At 49.2% G+C, this 17,482-nt stretch carries 14 protein-coding genes, 2 tRNA genes and 2 other RNA genes; 8 read left to right on the top strand and 10 right to left on the bottom strand.

Annotation, left to right across the window (positions count from 1 at the left end; translation table 11 throughout):
- Positions 1–5 precede the first annotated feature (5 nt).
- From oppF to DA718_RS11760, 6 genes are all read right to left on the bottom strand, one after another.
- Positions 6–1,010: a murein tripeptide/oligopeptide ABC transporter ATP-binding protein OppF gene (gene oppF, locus DA718_RS11785; protein WP_112213399.1), complete on the bottom strand. Its 1,005-nt coding sequence runs from the start codon at positions 1,008–1,010 to the stop codon at positions 6–8.
- A complete protein-coding gene (gene oppD / locus DA718_RS11780) occupies positions 1,007–2,020 on the bottom strand; it encodes an ABC transporter ATP-binding protein (RefSeq protein ID WP_112213398.1) in 1,014 nt (337 codons plus the stop codon). Before oppD ends, oppF begins: the two co-directional genes overlap by 4 nt.
- A gap of 11 nt (positions 2,021–2,031) precedes the next feature.
- On the bottom strand, positions 2,032–2,940 hold the full coding sequence (gene oppC, locus DA718_RS11775) for an oligopeptide ABC transporter permease OppC (RefSeq protein ID WP_110275584.1): 909 nt from the start codon (positions 2,938–2,940) through the stop codon (positions 2,032–2,034).
- A 14-nt stretch (positions 2,941–2,954) separates the two neighbouring features.
- Complete coding sequence (oppB, locus tag DA718_RS11770) at positions 2,955–3,875, bottom strand: oligopeptide ABC transporter permease OppB (protein WP_110275583.1); 921 nt, start codon at positions 3,873–3,875, stop codon at positions 2,955–2,957.
- An 84-nt stretch (positions 3,876–3,959) separates the two neighbouring features.
- Positions 3,960–5,591: an oligopeptide ABC transporter substrate-binding protein OppA gene (oppA, locus tag DA718_RS11765; protein ID WP_112213397.1), complete on the bottom strand. Its 1,632-nt coding sequence runs from the start codon at positions 5,589–5,591 to the stop codon at positions 3,960–3,962.
- Between the two features lie 750 nt (positions 5,592–6,341).
- On the bottom strand, positions 6,342–6,989 hold the full coding sequence (locus tag DA718_RS11760; protein WP_112213396.1) for a YchE family NAAT transporter: 648 nt from the start codon (positions 6,987–6,989) through the stop codon (positions 6,342–6,344).
- Positions 6,990–7,466: 477 nt separating this feature from the next.
- Here DA718_RS11760 and adhE point away from each other — a divergent pair, with 477 nt between their 5' ends.
- Complete coding sequence (gene adhE, locus DA718_RS11755) at positions 7,467–10,142, top strand: bifunctional acetaldehyde-CoA/alcohol dehydrogenase (protein WP_112213395.1); 2,676 nt, start codon at positions 7,467–7,469, stop codon at positions 10,140–10,142.
- A gap of 174 nt (positions 10,143–10,316) precedes the next feature.
- Here adhE and tdk read toward each other — a convergent pair whose 3' ends face one another.
- Complete coding sequence (gene tdk, locus DA718_RS11750) at positions 10,317–10,934, bottom strand: thymidine kinase (protein ID WP_110275756.1); 618 nt, start codon at positions 10,932–10,934, stop codon at positions 10,317–10,319.
- Between the two features lie 558 nt (positions 10,935–11,492).
- Between tdk and hns the strand changes: the two genes are divergently transcribed.
- Positions 11,493–11,900 (top strand): histone-like nucleoid-structuring protein H-NS, encoded by a 408-nt coding sequence (hns, locus tag DA718_RS11740; RefSeq protein WP_041146073.1) that lies wholly within the window; start codon positions 11,493–11,495, stop codon positions 11,898–11,900.
- Between the two features lie 135 nt (positions 11,901–12,035).
- On the opposite strand, the gene galU is transcribed toward hns, so the two are convergent.
- From galU to rssA, 3 genes are all read right to left on the bottom strand, one after another.
- Positions 12,036–12,938 carry a UTP--glucose-1-phosphate uridylyltransferase GalU gene (gene galU / locus DA718_RS11735; RefSeq protein WP_112213394.1) on the bottom strand — a complete coding sequence of 301 codons (903 nt, stop codon included), beginning with the start codon at positions 12,936–12,938 and terminating at the stop codon, positions 12,036–12,038.
- Between the two features lie 197 nt (positions 12,939–13,135).
- A complete protein-coding gene (rssB, locus tag DA718_RS11730) occupies positions 13,136–14,149 on the bottom strand; it encodes a two-component system response regulator RssB (RefSeq protein ID WP_112213393.1) in 1,014 nt (337 codons plus the stop codon).
- 89 nt (positions 14,150–14,238) lie between these two features.
- Positions 14,239–15,138, bottom strand: coding sequence for a patatin-like phospholipase RssA (rssA, locus tag DA718_RS11725; protein WP_112213392.1), 900 nt, complete (start codon positions 15,136–15,138; stop codon positions 14,239–14,241).
- Between the two features lie 111 nt (positions 15,139–15,249).
- On the opposite strand from rssA, the gene DA718_RS11720 reads away from it, so the two are divergent.
- From DA718_RS11720 to DA718_RS11695, 6 genes are all read left to right on the top strand, one after another.
- On the top strand, positions 15,250–15,708 hold the full coding sequence (locus DA718_RS11720) for a YchJ family protein (protein ID WP_112213391.1): 459 nt from the start codon (positions 15,250–15,252) through the stop codon (positions 15,706–15,708).
- A gap of 42 nt (positions 15,709–15,750) precedes the next feature.
- A complete protein-coding gene (purU, locus tag DA718_RS11715) occupies positions 15,751–16,593 on the top strand; it encodes a formyltetrahydrofolate deformylase (protein WP_110275575.1) in 843 nt (280 codons plus the stop codon).
- A gap of 158 nt (positions 16,594–16,751) precedes the next feature.
- Positions 16,752–16,836 (top strand) — tRNA-Tyr (locus DA718_RS11710).
- A 43-nt stretch (positions 16,837–16,879) separates the two neighbouring features.
- A non-coding RNA gene (locus DA718_RS11705) (RtT sRNA) lies at positions 16,880–17,011 on the top strand.
- 36 nt (positions 17,012–17,047) lie between these two features.
- A tRNA-Tyr gene (locus DA718_RS11700) sits at positions 17,048–17,132 on the top strand.
- Positions 17,133–17,178: 46 nt separating this feature from the next.
- A non-coding RNA gene (locus DA718_RS11695) (RtT sRNA) lies at positions 17,179–17,306 on the top strand.
- Positions 17,307–17,482: the final 176 nt, after the last annotated feature.

The following is a 17,482-nucleotide window of genomic DNA, read 5'->3' as shown; positions in this document are numbered from 1 at the left end:
AGAGATTATAACGGGTCTACCTTCAGGCAGGAAACCGCGTGCCGGAAACTGCCCTCCAGCACCGGTCGCGTTTTCGCGCACTCCGGTCCGGCAATAGGGCATCGCGTGCGGAATACGCATCCCGACGGTGGGTTAATCGGCGATGGTAATTCCCCCTCCAGCAACTGAATAGTTTTATTTCTTTCCAGGTCAGGATCCGGAACGGGAACCGCCGACATCAACGCTTTGGTATAAGGATGCAGCGGATTATGGTACACCTCATCGTAAGTGCCCAGCTCCACGGCATGACCCAGATACATCACCAGCACGCGGTCAGAAATATGCTTAACGACCGCCAGATCGTGGGCGATAAAAATCAGCGACAGGCCCATTTCACGCTGCAGCTGCTGAAGAAGATTCACCACCTGCGCCTGAATCGACACGTCCAGCGCTGAAACCGGTTCATCACAGATAATCAGCTTGGGTTCAAGGATTAGCGCGCGCGCAATACCAATACGCTGGCACTGACCGCCGGAGAACTCGTGCGGATAGCGGTTAATCAGGTTTGGCAGCAGCCCCACTTTCATCATCATCGCTTTAACCCGGTCGCGAACTTCCTGACGCGGCATTTTCGGATGATAAGTACGCAACGGCTCGGCAATGATTTCCCCGATAGTCATTCGCGGGTTCAGCGACGCCAGCGGATCCTGGAAGATCATCTGGATATCGCTGCGCACATCGCGCCATTCCTCAGACTTCATCCCCAGCAAATCTTTACCCAGCCAGGCAACTTTACCGTCAGTGGCTTTTACCAGGCCAATAATGGCTCGCGCAAAGGTTGATTTTCCACAACCTGACTCCCCGACCACGCCCAGCGTTTCACCTTCGTACAGGCGCAAAGTTACGCCATCTACAGCCTTAAGCGTTTTTGACGGCTGCCAGAACCACTGTTTACCGTCTTTAATATCAAAATGCACTTTCAGGTCGGCAATTTCGAGCAGGACTTTTCTTTGTTCCGTTACGGCGTTCATAGCAAATCCCCCACCGGTTGAAAGCAGGCACGCAGGCGGCCTGGCGCAAATTTCTCAAGAGGCGGAGCGCTATTACAAATCTCCATTGCATGTGGGCAACGCGGCTGGAACGGACAACCCTTCGGCAAACGCAGCAGGTTTGGTGGGTTGCCCGGAATGGTCAACAAGGCGTCACCTTCAGCATCCAGACGCGGAACCGCATTCAGTAGACCAATTGAATAAGGGTGCGACGGATGATAAAAGACGTCGCGCGCCTGACCATATTCCATAGTGCGGCCAGCATACATCACCAGCACCTTATCGCAGATCCCCGCCACTACGCCGAGATCGTGGGTAATCATAATGATCGCGGTATTGAACTCGCGCTTGAGTTCATTCAGCAACGTCATAATTTGTGCCTGTACGGTCACATCCAGCGCCGTTGTCGGCTCATCGGCAATCAACAGCTTAGGCCGACACAGCAGCGCCATCGCTATCATGACGCGCTGGCGCATCCCGCCGGAAAACTCGTGTGGATACATTTTCATCCGTTTACGCGCTTCCGGCATTTTGACCGCATCCAGCATTTTAACCGACTCTTCAAACGCTTCGGCTTTGCTCATTGCTTTATGCAGCATCAGGACTTCCATCAGCTGTTCGCCTACCCGCATATACGGATTGAGCGACGTCATCGGGTCCTGAAAAATCATTGAGATCTGCTCGGCGCGTAGCTTATTCAGCTCACGTTCCGGAAGGTTCAGGATCTGCTTACCGTGAAAGGTCGCTGAGCCGCCAATGCGACCATTTGCCGCCAGCAGGCCCATCAGCGCAAAAGCGGTTTGCGACTTACCGGAACCGGACTCACCCACGATACCTAAGGTTTCCCCTGCTCGTAGATTAAAGTTGAGATCGTTGACCGCAGTAACATCGCCATCGGGAGTGCCAAAGGTGACGCGAAGGTCTTTAACATCCAGAAGAAGGCTGGATTGTTGTGCTACCTGCGGCGCTTTTGCCGTTTCAATCGTACTCATGACGGCGCTCCTTAGCGGTCTTTCGGGTCGAGGGCATCACGCAAGCCATCGCCGATAAAGTTAAAACAAAATAGCGTTACCACCAGGAAACCGGCAGGGAACAGCAGCAGCCACGGCGATACTTCCATCGAGTTCGCACCATCGCTGAGCAACGCGCCCCAGCTGCTTAGCGGCTCCTGGGTACCCAGACCAAGGAAGCTCAGGAAGGATTCGAACAGGATCATGCTCGGGACCAGCAACGAGGCATACACCACCACCACGCCAAGCACGTTCGGCACAATATGGCGGATAACAATGTTACCTGTTGAGACTCCACCGACCTGCGCAGCTTCAATAAACTCTTTGCGCTTCAGGCTCAGGGTCTGGCCACGAACGATACGCGCCATATCCAGCCAGGAGACCATCCCAATGGCGACGAAAATGAGCAAAATATTCTGGCCAAAGAAGGTCACCAGCAGAATGACGAAGAACATAAACGGGAAAGAGTTGAGGATTTCCAGCAGACGCATCATCACCGAGTCCACTTTGCCGCCCAAATAACCGGAAAGCGAGCCGTAAAGCGTGCCAAGAATCACCGCCACCAGCGCCGCAGCGACGCCGACCATTAATGAAATACGACCGCCGATCGCCACACGCACCAACAGGTCGCGGCCAGACGAGTCGGTACCGAAGTAGTGAGCGGACTCCATATCAGGTGCGCTGGACATCATGCCCCAATCGGTATCGTAGTATGAGAACTGCGACACCATCGGCGCGATGGTGACAAACAGCGCGATAATCACCAACACAATCAGACTGGCGACAGCGGCGCGGTTATGCATAAAGCGGCGGCGGGCATCCTGCCAAAGGCTGCGCCCCTCGACTTCCAGCTTTTCACTGAAGTTTTCCAGCGCCTCGTTGTTTTTCTTACTTAACATCATGGCGAACCCCAGCGTTAGTAACGAATCTTCGGATCGATAACGGCATACAGCACGTCAACAACCGCGTTAAACAGAATGGTCAATGCGCCAACCAGAATGGTCAGGCTGAGCACCAGCGAATAATCGCGGTTCAGCGCGCCGTTAACGAACAGTTGGCCAATACCCGGCAAGCCATAAATGGTTTCGATAACCATCGAGCCAGTAATAATGCCGACGAAGGCAGGTCCCATATAGGAAAGTACTGGTAGCAGCGCGGGTTTTAAGGCATGACGCAGAATGATGCGGCGCATCGGTAAGCCTTTTGCCCGCGCGGTACGGATGAAATTAGAGTGCAGGACTTCAATCATCGAGCCGCGAGTGATACGCGCAATACTGGCGATATAGGCCAGCGACAGTGCGACCATTGGCAAAATCATGTATTGCAGCGCCCCGCCGTTCCAGCCACCACCCGGCAACCAATGCAGAGTAATAGCAAATATCATCACCAGTAAGGGCGCGACCACGAAACTGGGTATCACGACCCCGGTCATTGCCACCCCCATCACGGCGAAGTCCCATTTCGTATTCTGCTTTAGCGCCGCAATAACTCCGGCAGTGACGCCAAGAATGACCGCCAGGAAAAACGCGGCAAAACCTAATTTGGCAGAAACTGGGAAGCTGGAAGCCACCAGATCGTTTACCGAATAATCTTTATATTTAAAGGAAGGACCGAAATCACCATGCGCCAGTTGCTTCAGGTAATTGAAATACTGGGTCATGATGGGGTCGTTTAAATGATATTTTGCTTCAATATTCGCCATGACTTCCGGCGGCAGCGTACGTTCACCGGTAAAAGGACTACCTGGCGCAAGACGCATCATAAAGAAGGAGATTGTAATTAGAATAAATAGCGTCGGAATCGCTTCCAGACAGCGACGAAAGATAAATTTTAACATTGCCCGTACCTTCTGGCCTGTGCCTATCGAGTGCGATGAATTCAGACACGGTGGGGCAAGCGCTGCCTGCCCCACGATTTGCCATTAATGTTTGATAATATAAAGGTTCTTAACGTAGATATTATCTAACGGGTCTTTACCTGTGTAGCCGCCGACCCAAGGTTTAACCAGGCGGGCGTTGACATAATAGAAGACCGGGACGATGACGGAGTCTTTGTCCAGCTGCTGCTCAGATTGTGCATAGAGGTCTGCACGTTTCGCTTCATCACTGGTTTTCAGCGTCTCAGCAATAATCTTGTCAAAAGCCGGGCTCTTATAATGCGAGGTGTTGTTTGAGCTGTCGCTCAGCATGGTGTTCAGGAAGGATGTCGGTTCATTATAGTCCGCACACCAGCCGGCGCGCGCAATATCAAAGGTGCCCTGATGGCGATTATCGAGAAATGTTTTCCACTCCTGATTCTCCAGCTTCACGTTCGCGCCCAGATTTTTCTTCCAGATAGACGCGACGGCAATAGCCAGTTTTTTATGCAAATCGGAAGTGTTATAGAGCAGGTTAAAGGTCAGCGGTTTATCAGCGGTATAACCTGCTTCGGCGAGTAATTTTTTCGCTTCTTCGTTACGTTTTTCCTGCGACCACTTGAACCACTCAGGTTCAACCAGTTTCATACCATCGGTGTATGGTGGGGTGTAGCTATAGGCTGGCAGATCGCCCTGATTTTTTACTTTATTGACAATAATGTCGCGATCCAAGGCCATTTTCAGTGCGGTTCGTACACGAACATCGGTAAACGGTGCTTTCTGGTTATTGATTTCGTAGTAATAGGTGCACAGATACGGATCGACGTGAACTTCTTGCGGGATCTCTTTTTTCAGCTTCTGGAACAGTTCGATCGGCATGTTGTTATAGGTCATGTCGATTTCACCGCTGCGGTAGCGGTTTACGTCTGTAACTTCAGAAGAGATCGGCAGATAGGTGACCTGATTAATCACGGTTTTAGCGTTATCCCAGTAGTTGGTATTTCGCTCCAGAACAATACGTTCGTTAACCACCCAATCTTTTAATTTATATGCGCCGTTGCTAACGATGTTGGCAGGTTGGGTCCATTTCTCACCAAACTTCTCAATCGCGGCTTTAGGTACTGGAGAGACGGACGGGTGAACGAGAAGTTTATAAAAGTATGGTACGGGTTCGCTGAGGGTGACTTCGAAAGTATGATCATCCAGCGCTTTTACGCCCAGATCGGTCGCTGGTTTTTTACCGCCGATAATTTCGTCAACGTTGGCCACATGACCATATTGCAGGTAGCTTGCATAAGGAGACGCTGTTTTCGGGTCAGCCAGACGCTGCCAGCTATAAACGAAATCTTGTGCCGTAACCGGCGTGCCGTCAGACCACTTTGCATCTTTTCGCAGATGGAAGGTCCAGACTTTAAAATCTTTGTTGTCCCATTTTTCCGCAGCACCAGCAACCGGATGACCGTCAAGGTCGCTTACCAGCAGTCCCTCAAATAAGTCCCGGCTGATATTAGATTCCGGCACACCTTCAATTTTGTGCGGATCAAGAGACTGGACTTCGGATCCATTGTTACGCACTAGCGTTTGTTTATCCGCCAGCTGTACTCCTGCGGGTACATCTGCCGCCTGGGCAGCGTTAACGGTAATTAGCGCAGATAATACGCCTGCGGCTACCAGGCTTTTTTTCGTGATGATGGTCATGTGTTTGTTACTCCACTCATTATAATTACTGGCTATATAACCAGCCTGCTTTTCTCTTTTAGGATTCTGTACAGTGCAGGAGTTTATGCTGCTGTCAGATTGTACTGCTTGCTATCACCGACTTATTTTATTACGACCGCTCAAACGGCAGTCTTTACGTCGATTCTTCCCCTCCCTGTCCGGAGGCGGTTTTAAATCGCAATGAGTTAGTTAATAAAAATTCTCATTTAAGTTTATATTCAGCTAAAGATCACGCCGGAAAGTACCAAAAGGCCTTCTCATCCGCCAATGCAATTTGCAAATATGTTACCGGATTCTCTTTTATGGTCTCCCGGAGGGCAGAGCATAAAATTCCCCCTGTAAAGAAAAAGTTATAAATCCATTATCTATCATGTGCATACAAAAAAATTACTGTTTTACATACCGAGCAATACTGAGAAGGTGCTTTTTTGTACGAAAAATTAACAATTGTTTATTATTTAGCACATTCATCTGCCTCATCGGTGAATTTACTAATATCATTTCAATTATCTGACGGCAAGCGCCAGAGAATGATGTGACGAAAATAACAGTAACTAATGTGAGTGGATAGAGAGGGGGATGGCAGGATAAGTTCGTAACAGACTGATAAAAAACAACAATACGATTATATTAAAAAAAGTTATTTTACGTGTTCATATAACGTTTTTTGATATGCTTTGCTAATAATTAAGCAACCGCGGGGTTTAGCCCCGCGTGCAGAAGCGCAGATTAATTCACTAGTCCAGGGAAGAGTGCTTTTATCCCGGTGACAATAAACTCGATCCCGAGGGCCATAAGTAGCAGCCCCATAATACGGGTAATCACGTTAATTCCCGTTTGCCCCAGCAGGCGAACCAGCCAGGGGGCCATACGGAAAATCCCCCAGCAGCATAAAGCGAAAAGCGCAATTGCGATCGAAAAGCCCAAAAAATGCGCAACGCTATGATAACGCGTACCCCAGACGATCGTTGAACTGATAGCCCCCGGTCCGGCCATCAGAGGCAATGCCAGCGGTACCACACCGATACTCTCGCGGATCGCCGTTTCTGACTTCTCTTGTTTGTTCTGCTTATCCTCACCAAGCTTGCCGCTAATCATCGACATCGCAATAGTGACAACCAGAATCCCACCAGCAATACGGAAAGAATCAATGGAAATACCAAAAACCTGCAGAATACCATCCCCCAGAAACAATGAGGTCAGCAGAATAATGGCGACAGAGAGGTTAGCCGTCAGATTGGTCTTGTTACGTATCGCCGCAGTCTGATAACTGGTCATGCTAATAAAGACAGGGATGATGCCCACCGGGTTTACCAGCGCGAATAACCCGATGAAAAATTTGAAATAAGCTGAAAAATCAAACAACGGTTGAATCACAGTGCGCTCCGCAGCATCATTAAAAATGGCTGTTGACAGTTGCCAGCATAAAATATCCGCGAAAAGATACGCTGTTTAATAGCATAATTCATCTCAATTATGCAGAAGAGCATAATAAAGCTCGGATGTTGTTTATTTGTTTCCATAATGCTATTCATTCATTCAATTAGCATACCGAATCATTACACATGCCCTAAAAGGTCAAAAAACGAACAGCTGAAAGGTATCAGCTTCGTCGATTATTGATGTAGATCACATAATTTGTACTCAGAAGTGAGTAACCTTGTTTACACACAACAGGGAGGGAAAACAGCAGTACCTGAAAGAAAAAACCAGAGCTTTTTTAGTTAATCAATGAAGTCAGAAGCGAAAAATTCTTTACATTAACATTTAGATGCAAGCTGTTAACAGCCTGTCTATACTGTCGAATCGAGCTACTGATTTACTAAAAAAGTTTAACATTATCAGGAGAGCATTATGGCTGTTACTAATATCGCAGAGCTTAACGCACTTGTAGAGCGCGTAAAAAAGGCCCAGCGTGAATATGCCAGTTTCACTCAAGAACAAGTCGATAAAATCTTCCGCGCCGCCGCACTGGCCGCCGCAGACGCTCGAATCCCTCTCGCTAAAATGGCTGTCGCCGAATCCGGCATGGGCATTGTCGAAGACAAAGTGATTAAAAACCACTTTGCTTCTGAATACATCTATAACGCATACAAAGATGAAAAAACCTGCGGTGTGCTTTCTGAAGACGACACCTTCGGTACTATCACTATCGCTGAACCTATCGGCATTATCTGCGGTATCGTCCCGACAACTAACCCGACTTCAACCGCTATCTTTAAATCACTGATTAGCCTGAAAACCCGTAACGCCATCATTTTCTCTCCGCATCCGCGTGCTAAAGAAGCCACTAATAAAGCGGCTGATATCGTTCTGCAGGCTGCAATCGCTGCCGGTGCGCCGAAAGACCTGATTGGTTGGATTGACCAACCTTCCGTTGAACTGTCCAACGCGCTGATGCATCACCCTGACATTAACCTGATTCTCGCGACCGGCGGTCCGGGCATGGTTAAAGCGGCATACAGCTCCGGCAAACCGGCAATCGGTGTTGGCGCAGGTAACACCCCTGTTGTTATCGACGAAACCGCTGATGTTAAGCGTGCTGTCGCTTCTGTACTGATGTCTAAAACCTTCGATAACGGCGTAATTTGTGCTTCCGAGCAGTCCGTTGTTGTTGTTGATTCCGCATACGATGCAGTTCGTGAACGTTTCGCCAGCCACGGCGGCTACCTGCTGCAGGGCAAAGAGCTGAAAGCTGTTCAGGACATCATCCTGAAAAATGGCGCGCTGAACGCCGCTATCGTTGGTCAGCCGGCGTATAAAATCGCTGAACTGGCTGGTTTCACCGTACCGGTTACTACCAAGATTCTGATTGGTGAAGTTACCGACGTTGATGAAAGCGAGCCATTTGCACACGAAAAACTGTCTCCGACCTTGGCAATGTACCGTGCGAAGAATTTCGAAGACGCTGTTGTTAAAGCTGAAAAACTGGTGGCGATGGGCGGTATCGGTCATACCTCTTGCCTGTACACCGACCAGGACAACCAGCCAGAACGTGTTGCTTTCTTCGGCCAGATGATGAAAACCGCGCGTATCCTGATCAACACTCCGGCTTCTCAGGGTGGTATCGGCGACCTGTACAACTTTAAACTCGCACCTTCCCTGACTCTGGGTTGTGGTTCATGGGGTGGTAACTCCATCTCTGAAAACGTTGGTCCTAAGCACCTGATCAACAAGAAAACCGTTGCTAAGCGAGCTGAAAACATGTTGTGGCACAAACTTCCGAAATCTATCTACTTCCGTCGTGGCTCACTGCCAATCGCGCTGGATGAAGTGATTACTGATGGTCACAAACGCGCGCTGATCGTGACCGACCGCTTCCTGTTCAACAACGGCTATGCAGACCAGATCACTTCTGTACTGAAAGCGGCTGGCGTTGAAACTGACGTGTTCTTCGAAGTTGAAGCTGACCCGACCCTGACCATCGTTCGTAAAGGCGCAGAGCTGGCTAACTCCTTCAAACCAGACGTGATCATCGCGCTGGGCGGCGGTTCCCCGATGGATGCTGCGAAAATCATGTGGGTCATGTACGAACATCCAGAAACCCACTTCGAAGAACTGGCGCTGCGCTTTATGGACATCCGTAAACGTATCTACAAGTTCCCGAAAATGGGCGTCAAAGCTAAAATGGTGGCGATCACCACCACTTCCGGTACCGGTTCTGAAGTCACTCCGTTTGCGGTTGTTACCGACGATGCAACAGGTCAGAAATATCCGCTGGCAGACTACGCGCTGACTCCAGACATGGCGATTGTCGATGCCAACCTGGTTATGGATATGCCGAAATCACTGTGTGCATTCGGTGGTCTAGATGCGGTAACTCACGCCCTGGAAGCTTATGTTTCCGTACTGGCTTCTGAGTTCTCCGACGGTCAGGCTCTGCAAGCGTTGAAACTGCTGAAAGAAAACCTGCCAGCGTCCTACCATGAAGGTTCTAAGAACCCGGTAGCACGTGAACGTGTACACAGTGCAGCAACTATCGCCGGTATTGCGTTTGCTAACGCCTTCCTGGGTGTATGTCACTCCATGGCGCATAAACTGGGTTCACAGTTCCACATTCCTCACGGTCTGGCGAACGCCCTGCTGATCAGCAACGTTATTCGTTATAACGCGAACGACAATCCGACTAAACAGACTGCATTTAGCCAGTACGACCGCCCGCAGGCTCGTCGTCGCTACGCTGAAATCGCGGATCATCTGGGCCTGACAGCTCCGGGCGATCGCACCGCAGCGAAAATCGAAAAACTGCTTGGCTGGTTGGATGAAATTAAAGCTGACCTGGGTATTCCTAAGTCTATCCGTGAAGCTGGTGTGCAGGAAGCTGACTTCCTGGCCCACGTAGATAAGCTGTCTGAAGATGCATTCGATGACCAGTGCACCGGCGCTAACCCGCGCTACCCGCTGATCGCTGAGCTGAAACAGATTCTGCTGGATACTTTCTACGGTCGTAATTACGTCGAAGGCGAAACTGCAGAGAAGAAAGAAGCCGCACCAGCTAAAGCTGAGAAAAAAGCGAAGAAATCTTCTTAATCTGACAGCAGTATAGAAAGCAATAATCAGCCCCATCCCTGGATGGGGCTTTTTTGTATCTCACTCAGCAGCGCACAAATCGCCTCAGGCAACAGGAATGATTAATCGAAGGGTAAGTAGCGCTGACATAAAAAAGGCGCCGAGAGAGCGCCTGAGAAGGATTAGCGGCGGGGTTTAGTAAGGGTGCTGTTTGTTCTGCACAAAGGTTAAAGAACCTTCACTTAACGCCTCTTTGTAATGCTTGCGGCAAACGGAAACATAACGCTCGTTACCGCCGATCACTACCTGTTCACCTTCATTGTATGGCCGCCCTTCTTGATCCAATCGCAGAACCATACTTGCCTTGCGGCCACAAAAGCAGATGGTTTTTAATTCAACCAATTTATCGGACCATGCCAGCAAATATTGACTGCCAATAAACAATTCGCCACGAAAATCCGTACGCAAGCCATAGCACAACACGGGAATATCAAGTTCGTCGACGACTTCTGACAACTCATGTACCTGCTCACGGGTCAAGAACTGGCTTTCATCCACTAATACGCAGTGAATAGGCTGACGCGCATGTTCACCGGCAATGTCAGAAAATAATGAAGTTTGAGTATTATACAATCGTGCTGGCGATGATAGACCAATTCTTGAACTCACCTTCCCGGAACCAAAGCGATCGTCTATCTCCGCCGTATAAACCACGGTACGCATCCCTCGCTCCTGGTAATTGTAGGAAGACTGTAACAGAGCGGTAGACTTACCTGCATTCATTGCAGAATAGTAGAAATAAAGTTGTGCCATCGGCTGCGTGACCCCAATCAATGTGTTTTATCGCAGCCAAATTGTATCATATATTCTCCTTCTATCTGCCCTTTCAGGGCGGGTATTGCGATCAATGTTAAGCCTGCGGATACCTAAAAGATTAAGCATTTTAATAGAAGGACGTGTCTGCTATTCGTACGATCAGGGACACGGCGACTTACGGTGCCATTGTCCTTTTGTGCTTATCCGTGTTCCTGCAGAGAGGCTATAACGGACCTGGACAAGTGTTTTATATTAAACATCACCGCAACCACTGAGCTAATACCGAAGATGATATTTATCCATGCGAAGTATAACTTTACTCGCTGAGAATCAGAAAAAGCATACTATCTCAGGGTTTTAGCTTATGGATGCAACTTCGCTATAAGCAGTAAAGATGTGAACTCACCCGGAAAAATTAACTTAAATTAATTAATTCTCGAGACAAATAACAACTTATTTTGACTTCCTTACATTCTCCCCTATTGCACATCTGATTTTATCGCTCTATTATTAGTCCAACAAACCACCCCACAATATAAGTTTGAGATTACTACAATGAGCGAAGCACTTAAAATTTTGAACAACATCCGTACTCTTCGTGCGCAGGCAAGAGAATGCACACTTGAAACGCTCGAAGAAATGCTGGAAAAATTAGAAGTCGTCGTTAACGAACGTCGCGAAGAAGAAAGCGCTGCTGCTGCGGAAATTGAAGAACGCACCCGTAAACTGCAGCAATACCGTGAAATGCTGATTGCTGATGGTATTGATCCGAATGAACTGCTGAGCACCATGGCAGCTGTTAAAGCGGGTACTAAAGCCAAACGCGCAGCACGTCCGGCTAAATATAGCTACGTTGACGAAAATGGCGAAACTAAAACCTGGACTGGTCAGGGTCGTACTCCGGCAGTGATCAAGAAAGCGATGGATGAGCAGGGTAAATCTCTGGACGATTTCCTGCTGTAATAAACTATCGTATCCGTTTAAAAATCCCGCTCCGGCGGGATTTTTTTATCTCTTAATCCAACATACGCCGTACGGGTATAAAAAAACCGGGAAACGAAATCGCTCCCCGGCTTCTTGTAGTACTACAGATAACGATTACTTCGCGACTGCTTTTTCCAGCCAGGTTTTAAATTCTGCGCCCAGTGACTTATGGCGAACGCCATATTCAACAAAAGCTTGCATATAACCCAGTTTATTACCACAGTCATGACTCACGCCTTTCATATGATAGGCTTCGACCGTTTCTTTTTCGATCAGCATATCAATTGCATCAGTCAGCTGAATTTCATCACCGGCTCCTGGAGGCGTTTTTGCCAGCAGCGGCCAAATATCCGCGCTCAGCACGTAACGACCAACAACGGCCAGATTGGACGGCGCAACGTCCGCTTTTGGTTTTTCGACAACACCAACCATCGGGACGCTCTCACCCGGCTGCAGAGGCTGGCCTTTGCAGTCAACAACGCCGTATGCAGTCACGTCTGCAACGGGTTCAACCATGATTTGACTGGCGCCAGTCTCATCAAAACGAGCAATCATTTCCGCCAGATTATCGCAGGACAGATCGGATTCAAATTCATCCAGAATAACGTCTGGCAAAATAACCGCGACTGGCTCATCGCCAACAACAGGATGGGCACACAGCACAGCATGACCCAGACCTTTAGCCAGCCCCTGACGGACCTGCATAATGGTAACGTGCGGCGGACAAATAGATTGAACTTCTTCCAACAGCTGGCGTTTTACACGTTTTTCCAGCATCGCTTCCAGTTCAAAACTGGTATCAAAATGGTTTTCGATAGAGTTTTTGGAGGAGTGCGTGACCAGAACAATTTCAGTAATCCCGGCTGCGATACACTCGTTAACAACATATTGAATTAAAGGCTTGTCTACCAACGGCAGCATTTCTTTAGGAATAGCCTTAGTTGCAGGCAACATCCGGGTACCTAATCCCGCGACCGGGATTACAGCTTTTCTTACTTTTGAATTAAGCGCAGCCATTGAAATCTCCTGGACTGTTCGTTTTTTAAACTTCTCGTTAATAATATGATATCGAGTATATCAGCCTGCTCAGCCAAACCTGGTCTGAAAAGGATTGGATATCCCCGAATTAGGATTTTTACGCATTAAACCCGGCGATAGTACCACCGCAAAAGATCGTGCGGTAACCCTGGCAGAGTTAAAATAAACACAATTGCTCATTCCGCAGACAACATAAGGCGTAAACGCCCACCAGCCCCCCAAATTTGGCACTGCCATGATGTACAGCGTTGACTTATTTGGTTGAGATATGCATTACCTAACGTTCCTAACGGAACCCCATTACTAATCTGAATTTGGTGTTCGCCTGTATTCAGCGTGCCGTTCAAACCCGCAGAAACTAATATCAAATTTTTCAATCCGCTGTGGTAATACCCTACCAATAATGGGAATTGCCCTGGCAAATTTGCCTGACGTAGCAATTGATTAACCTGTTTTAGCAGACTTCCCATCTCCGGCAAGCGCTGCCCCTGATGAGCTAACTGCTCTTGCAGCAGTCCATTAAACAGTGCACGCAACAATAAGGCTGCAAGAACCCCATTATCCCCCGCGCGCGTGACATCCAGACAATAAAACGCCAGATCGTTTTCTGATAACGGTGCAATATCGAGAACTAGTCCAGGCTTATCAGCCGACATAAGCTGGCGATAGTGAATACGACAACGGGACATCTCCTGTTGAACAGGAGGCTGAAGTTCCTGCAGCAGCCTCGATGCCGCTTTCGGGTCACTGACTAGCGCATCCCAGTCCTCAAATAACCGCTCTTCCTCTTCCACTCGCGAATTGAACATGTTGGGATAAAGGCAGGCATAGACCGTTTCCTTCAGGCGCTCAAAATCCCTCACTGGCTTTAGCAGGATATCCTGTACACCAAGGCGCAGCGCTTTAGCAATATCCGCCATATTTTCTGTTGCTGATATCATCAGAATCGGCAGCTGTTCACCTTGATTGCGCAGATGTTCAACCAGTTGCAGGCCATTCATACGCGGCATCGAAATATCACAAATCATCAGATCAGGTTTTGAATCGGCCATTTTTTGAAGCGCATCCACCCCATCCTCCGCCTGTACGATAGTCGCACCAAGCGAAGTTAACCAGGTGTGCAAAAGAGAGCGGAAAACGGGTTCGTCTTCAACTATCAGAATCTGTTTACCCGCCAATGGCTGCGTCATGATCTCTCCTCTGGCTGACGATAATGTAATAGTGGCATGCTATTCACGCTATCGCCTGTCAGAATTTACTTAAGTCGGTGTTAAATGCGCTACGCGGAGGTACGCACCAAAGGTAATAGTTCATCCATTTTCTTTTCAACCGCCAGATGACCAGCTGCTATAGCTTCACCGGCTCGATGAAAATCAAGAGTGGAGATTTGCGGGCAAAAGGGTTGTATCAGAATATCCGGCGGATCGCCCGCCATGCGGTTTCGCTTAAGGCGATTTTCCAGCACCTGAATAGAAGTGGACATGATCTCCATAGCCGTTGGCGTCACCGTCGCCCGGCGCGAAGTCATGCGCGTCAACCGGGTGCGTATACGAGAATGCCAGGAGAAATCTTCCTCCTCTTCCGGGCGTCGCGCCTCCATGGATAACAAATCTTGCTGCATCAGATGCGCATCGTGCTGCAAATCAACGGCAATCACAATATCTGCGCCCATTGCGCGAGCCAGGGACACCGGCACGGGATTGACAACTGCGCCATCCACCAGCCAGTAACCATTATGCATCACTGGCGACATCAGCCCGGGCATACTGCAAGAGGCGCGTACCGCAAGATGCAGATCCCCCTCAGTAAACCACAATTCACGGCCAGTGCTTAAATTGGTGGTGACGGCCGCAAATCGACGTTCGCAGCATTCAATGTCAGTGGTGGGCATAAGCTGCCGATACTGACTGAACACACGCTCGCCGCGCAGTAATCCGCCGCGTTGCCAGGAGAGATCCATTAACTTCAGAACGTCCCAATTACTAAAGGAGCATACCCATTTCTCCAGCGCAGGAAGTCGATTGCAAGCGTAGGCTGCGCCTACCAGCGACCCAATAGAACATCCCGCGATGACATCAACGTCTATACCTGCACGCTGTAACGCATTGATCACACCGATGTGCGACCACCCTCGTGCGGCTCCTGCCCCTAATGCCAGACCAACTTTAAGCTTTCTCATTATTACCGAAACATATCCTTCCACTCCGGGCATGGCATCATCGCCATCGCTCAGTTAACATAAGCACTTTAGCGTAACAACGCCGTTTTTCTCTTTTCCATGGAGGCCGTTTTGTCGCAATTATGCCCCTGTGGCAGCGCTCTGGAGTATAGCTCATGTTGTCAGCGTTATCTGGCTGGCACACAGCTTGCGCCGGATCCGTCACAGCTGATGCGATCCCGCTACAGCGCATTTGTCATGAAAGATGCCGACTATCTGATCAAAACATGGCACCCCTCCTGTCAGGCGCAACAGTTTCGCGCAGACCTGGAGAACGGATTTACACGAACCCAATGGCAAGGTTTAACCCTCTTTGCCACCGATACTGGCCGCAGTCCTGATGAAGGCTTCGTCAGCTTTATCGCTCGTTTTACTGACGATAACCGCTCCGGGGCTATTATTGAACGATCCAGATTCTTAAAAGAAAACGGACAGTGGTACTATATTGACGGCACACGACCGCTCATTGGTCGAAATGACCCCTGCCCTTGCGGTTCAGGTAAAAAATTTAAAAAATGTTGCGGCCAATAAGCCAGCAGCAGAAATAGCAAACACTACAGGATTTTCCCCGCGATGCATTCACTACAACGTAAAGTACTACGCACTATTTGCCCTGATCAGAAAGGCCTCATCGCGCGTATCACTAATATCTGCTACAAGCACGAACTGAACATCGTGCAAAACAACGAATTCGTTGATCATCGGACCGGTCGTTTCTTTATGCGTACCGAGCTTGAAGGTATTTTCAATGATTCCATTCTGCTGGCAGACCTCGACAGCGCTCTGCCAGAAGGTTCTATTCGTGAGTTAAACCCAGCAGGCCGTCGCCGTGTCGTGATTTTGGTGACCAAAGAGGCACACTGCCTGGGCGATCTGCTGATGAAAGCCAACTATGGTGGGCTGGACGTAGAAATTGCCGCCGTTATCGGTAACCATGAAACGCTGCGCACTTTGGTTGAACGATTTGATATCCCCTTCCAGTTGGTAAGCCATGAAGGTTTAACCCGCGAAGAGCACGATAAGCAAATGGGCGATGCCATTGCCGCTCTTGAGCCAGATTATGTCGTACTGGCAAAATATATGCGCGTGCTGACCCCGGAATTCGTCTCTCGCTTTCCAAATAAAATCATTAATATTCACCACTCGTTCCTGCCAGCCTTTATTGGCGCACGCCCTTACCATCAGGCATACGATCGCGGCGTGAAGATTATTGGCGCGACCGCGCACTACGTGAACGATAATCTCGATGAAGGCCCAATCATTATGCAGGACGTGATTCACGTGGATCACACCTACACCGCAGAAGATATGATGCGTGCGGGTCGTGATGTCGAGAAAAATGTGCTGAGCCGTGCTTTATATCAGGTTCTGGCGCAGCGGGTATTCGTTTACGGCAATCGGACGATTATTCTTTAATCGATAATGAAATTAGCTGGTTAGCTTTGCGGCTTTACGCGTAAAAAGCAGGCAACCAGTTTGTTTTTATCAAAGGAATACTTTACAGCGGCGCGTCATTTGATATGATGCGCCCCGCTTCCCGAGAAGGAAGCAGGCCAGTATAAGCATTACCCCGTGGTGGGGTTCCCGAGCGGCCAAAGGGAGCAGACTGTAAATCTGCCGTCATCGACTTCGAAGGTTCGAATCCTTCCCCCACCACCATTATTCACTACAGCGATGTAGTTACCCCAATGAGTCATGCTGAAGTTTGCACTCACTGGGAAGGGTGAGAACCTTCGACCAAGGTTCGAGTCGAGCGAAAGCGAGACAACGTTGCCGCAGGCAACGGCCCGAAGGGTGAGGAGCGAAGCGACGAATAATCCTTCCCCCACCACCATCTCAAAGCTTTACCTCTACAATATGAATTACCCCGGGTGGGGTTCCCGAGCGGCCAAAGGGAGCAGACTGTAAATCTGCCGTCATCGACTTCGAAGGTTCGAATCCTTCCCCCACCACCATTACTTCCTGATAGCAACTTACTAAATCAAAACACTGAAATTCTATGTTCTGCCCATGCAGGGAAGGATGAGAAGCTTCGACTAAGGTTCGATTCGAGCGCCAGCGAGAAAGCGTTGCCGCAGGCAACGACCCGAAGGGCGAGGCGCAGCCGAGTCATCCTTCCCCTACCACCATCACTTCCTCGTAGTACCTTCTCCAATTTAGTATTCAAATCTAAATTAGTTATCTCTTTTTGCTTTCTAAACTGTTTTTATCTCTCTGCCATATATATCCCAGCGGCGCTGCGCTTGGCCGGACTACAGGGACATGCTGTTAGTAGCCCGGCCAAGCGCAGCGCCGCCGGGAGAGC

Origin of the sequence: Klebsiella huaxiensis (assembly GCF_003261575.2) — a bacterium.
In the GTDB taxonomy this organism is placed as follows: Bacteria; Pseudomonadota; Gammaproteobacteria; order Enterobacterales; family Enterobacteriaceae; genus Klebsiella; species Klebsiella huaxiensis.
Note: the sequence above shows the minus strand (reverse complement) of the source record. Positions and strands in the feature narration are given on the sequence as shown.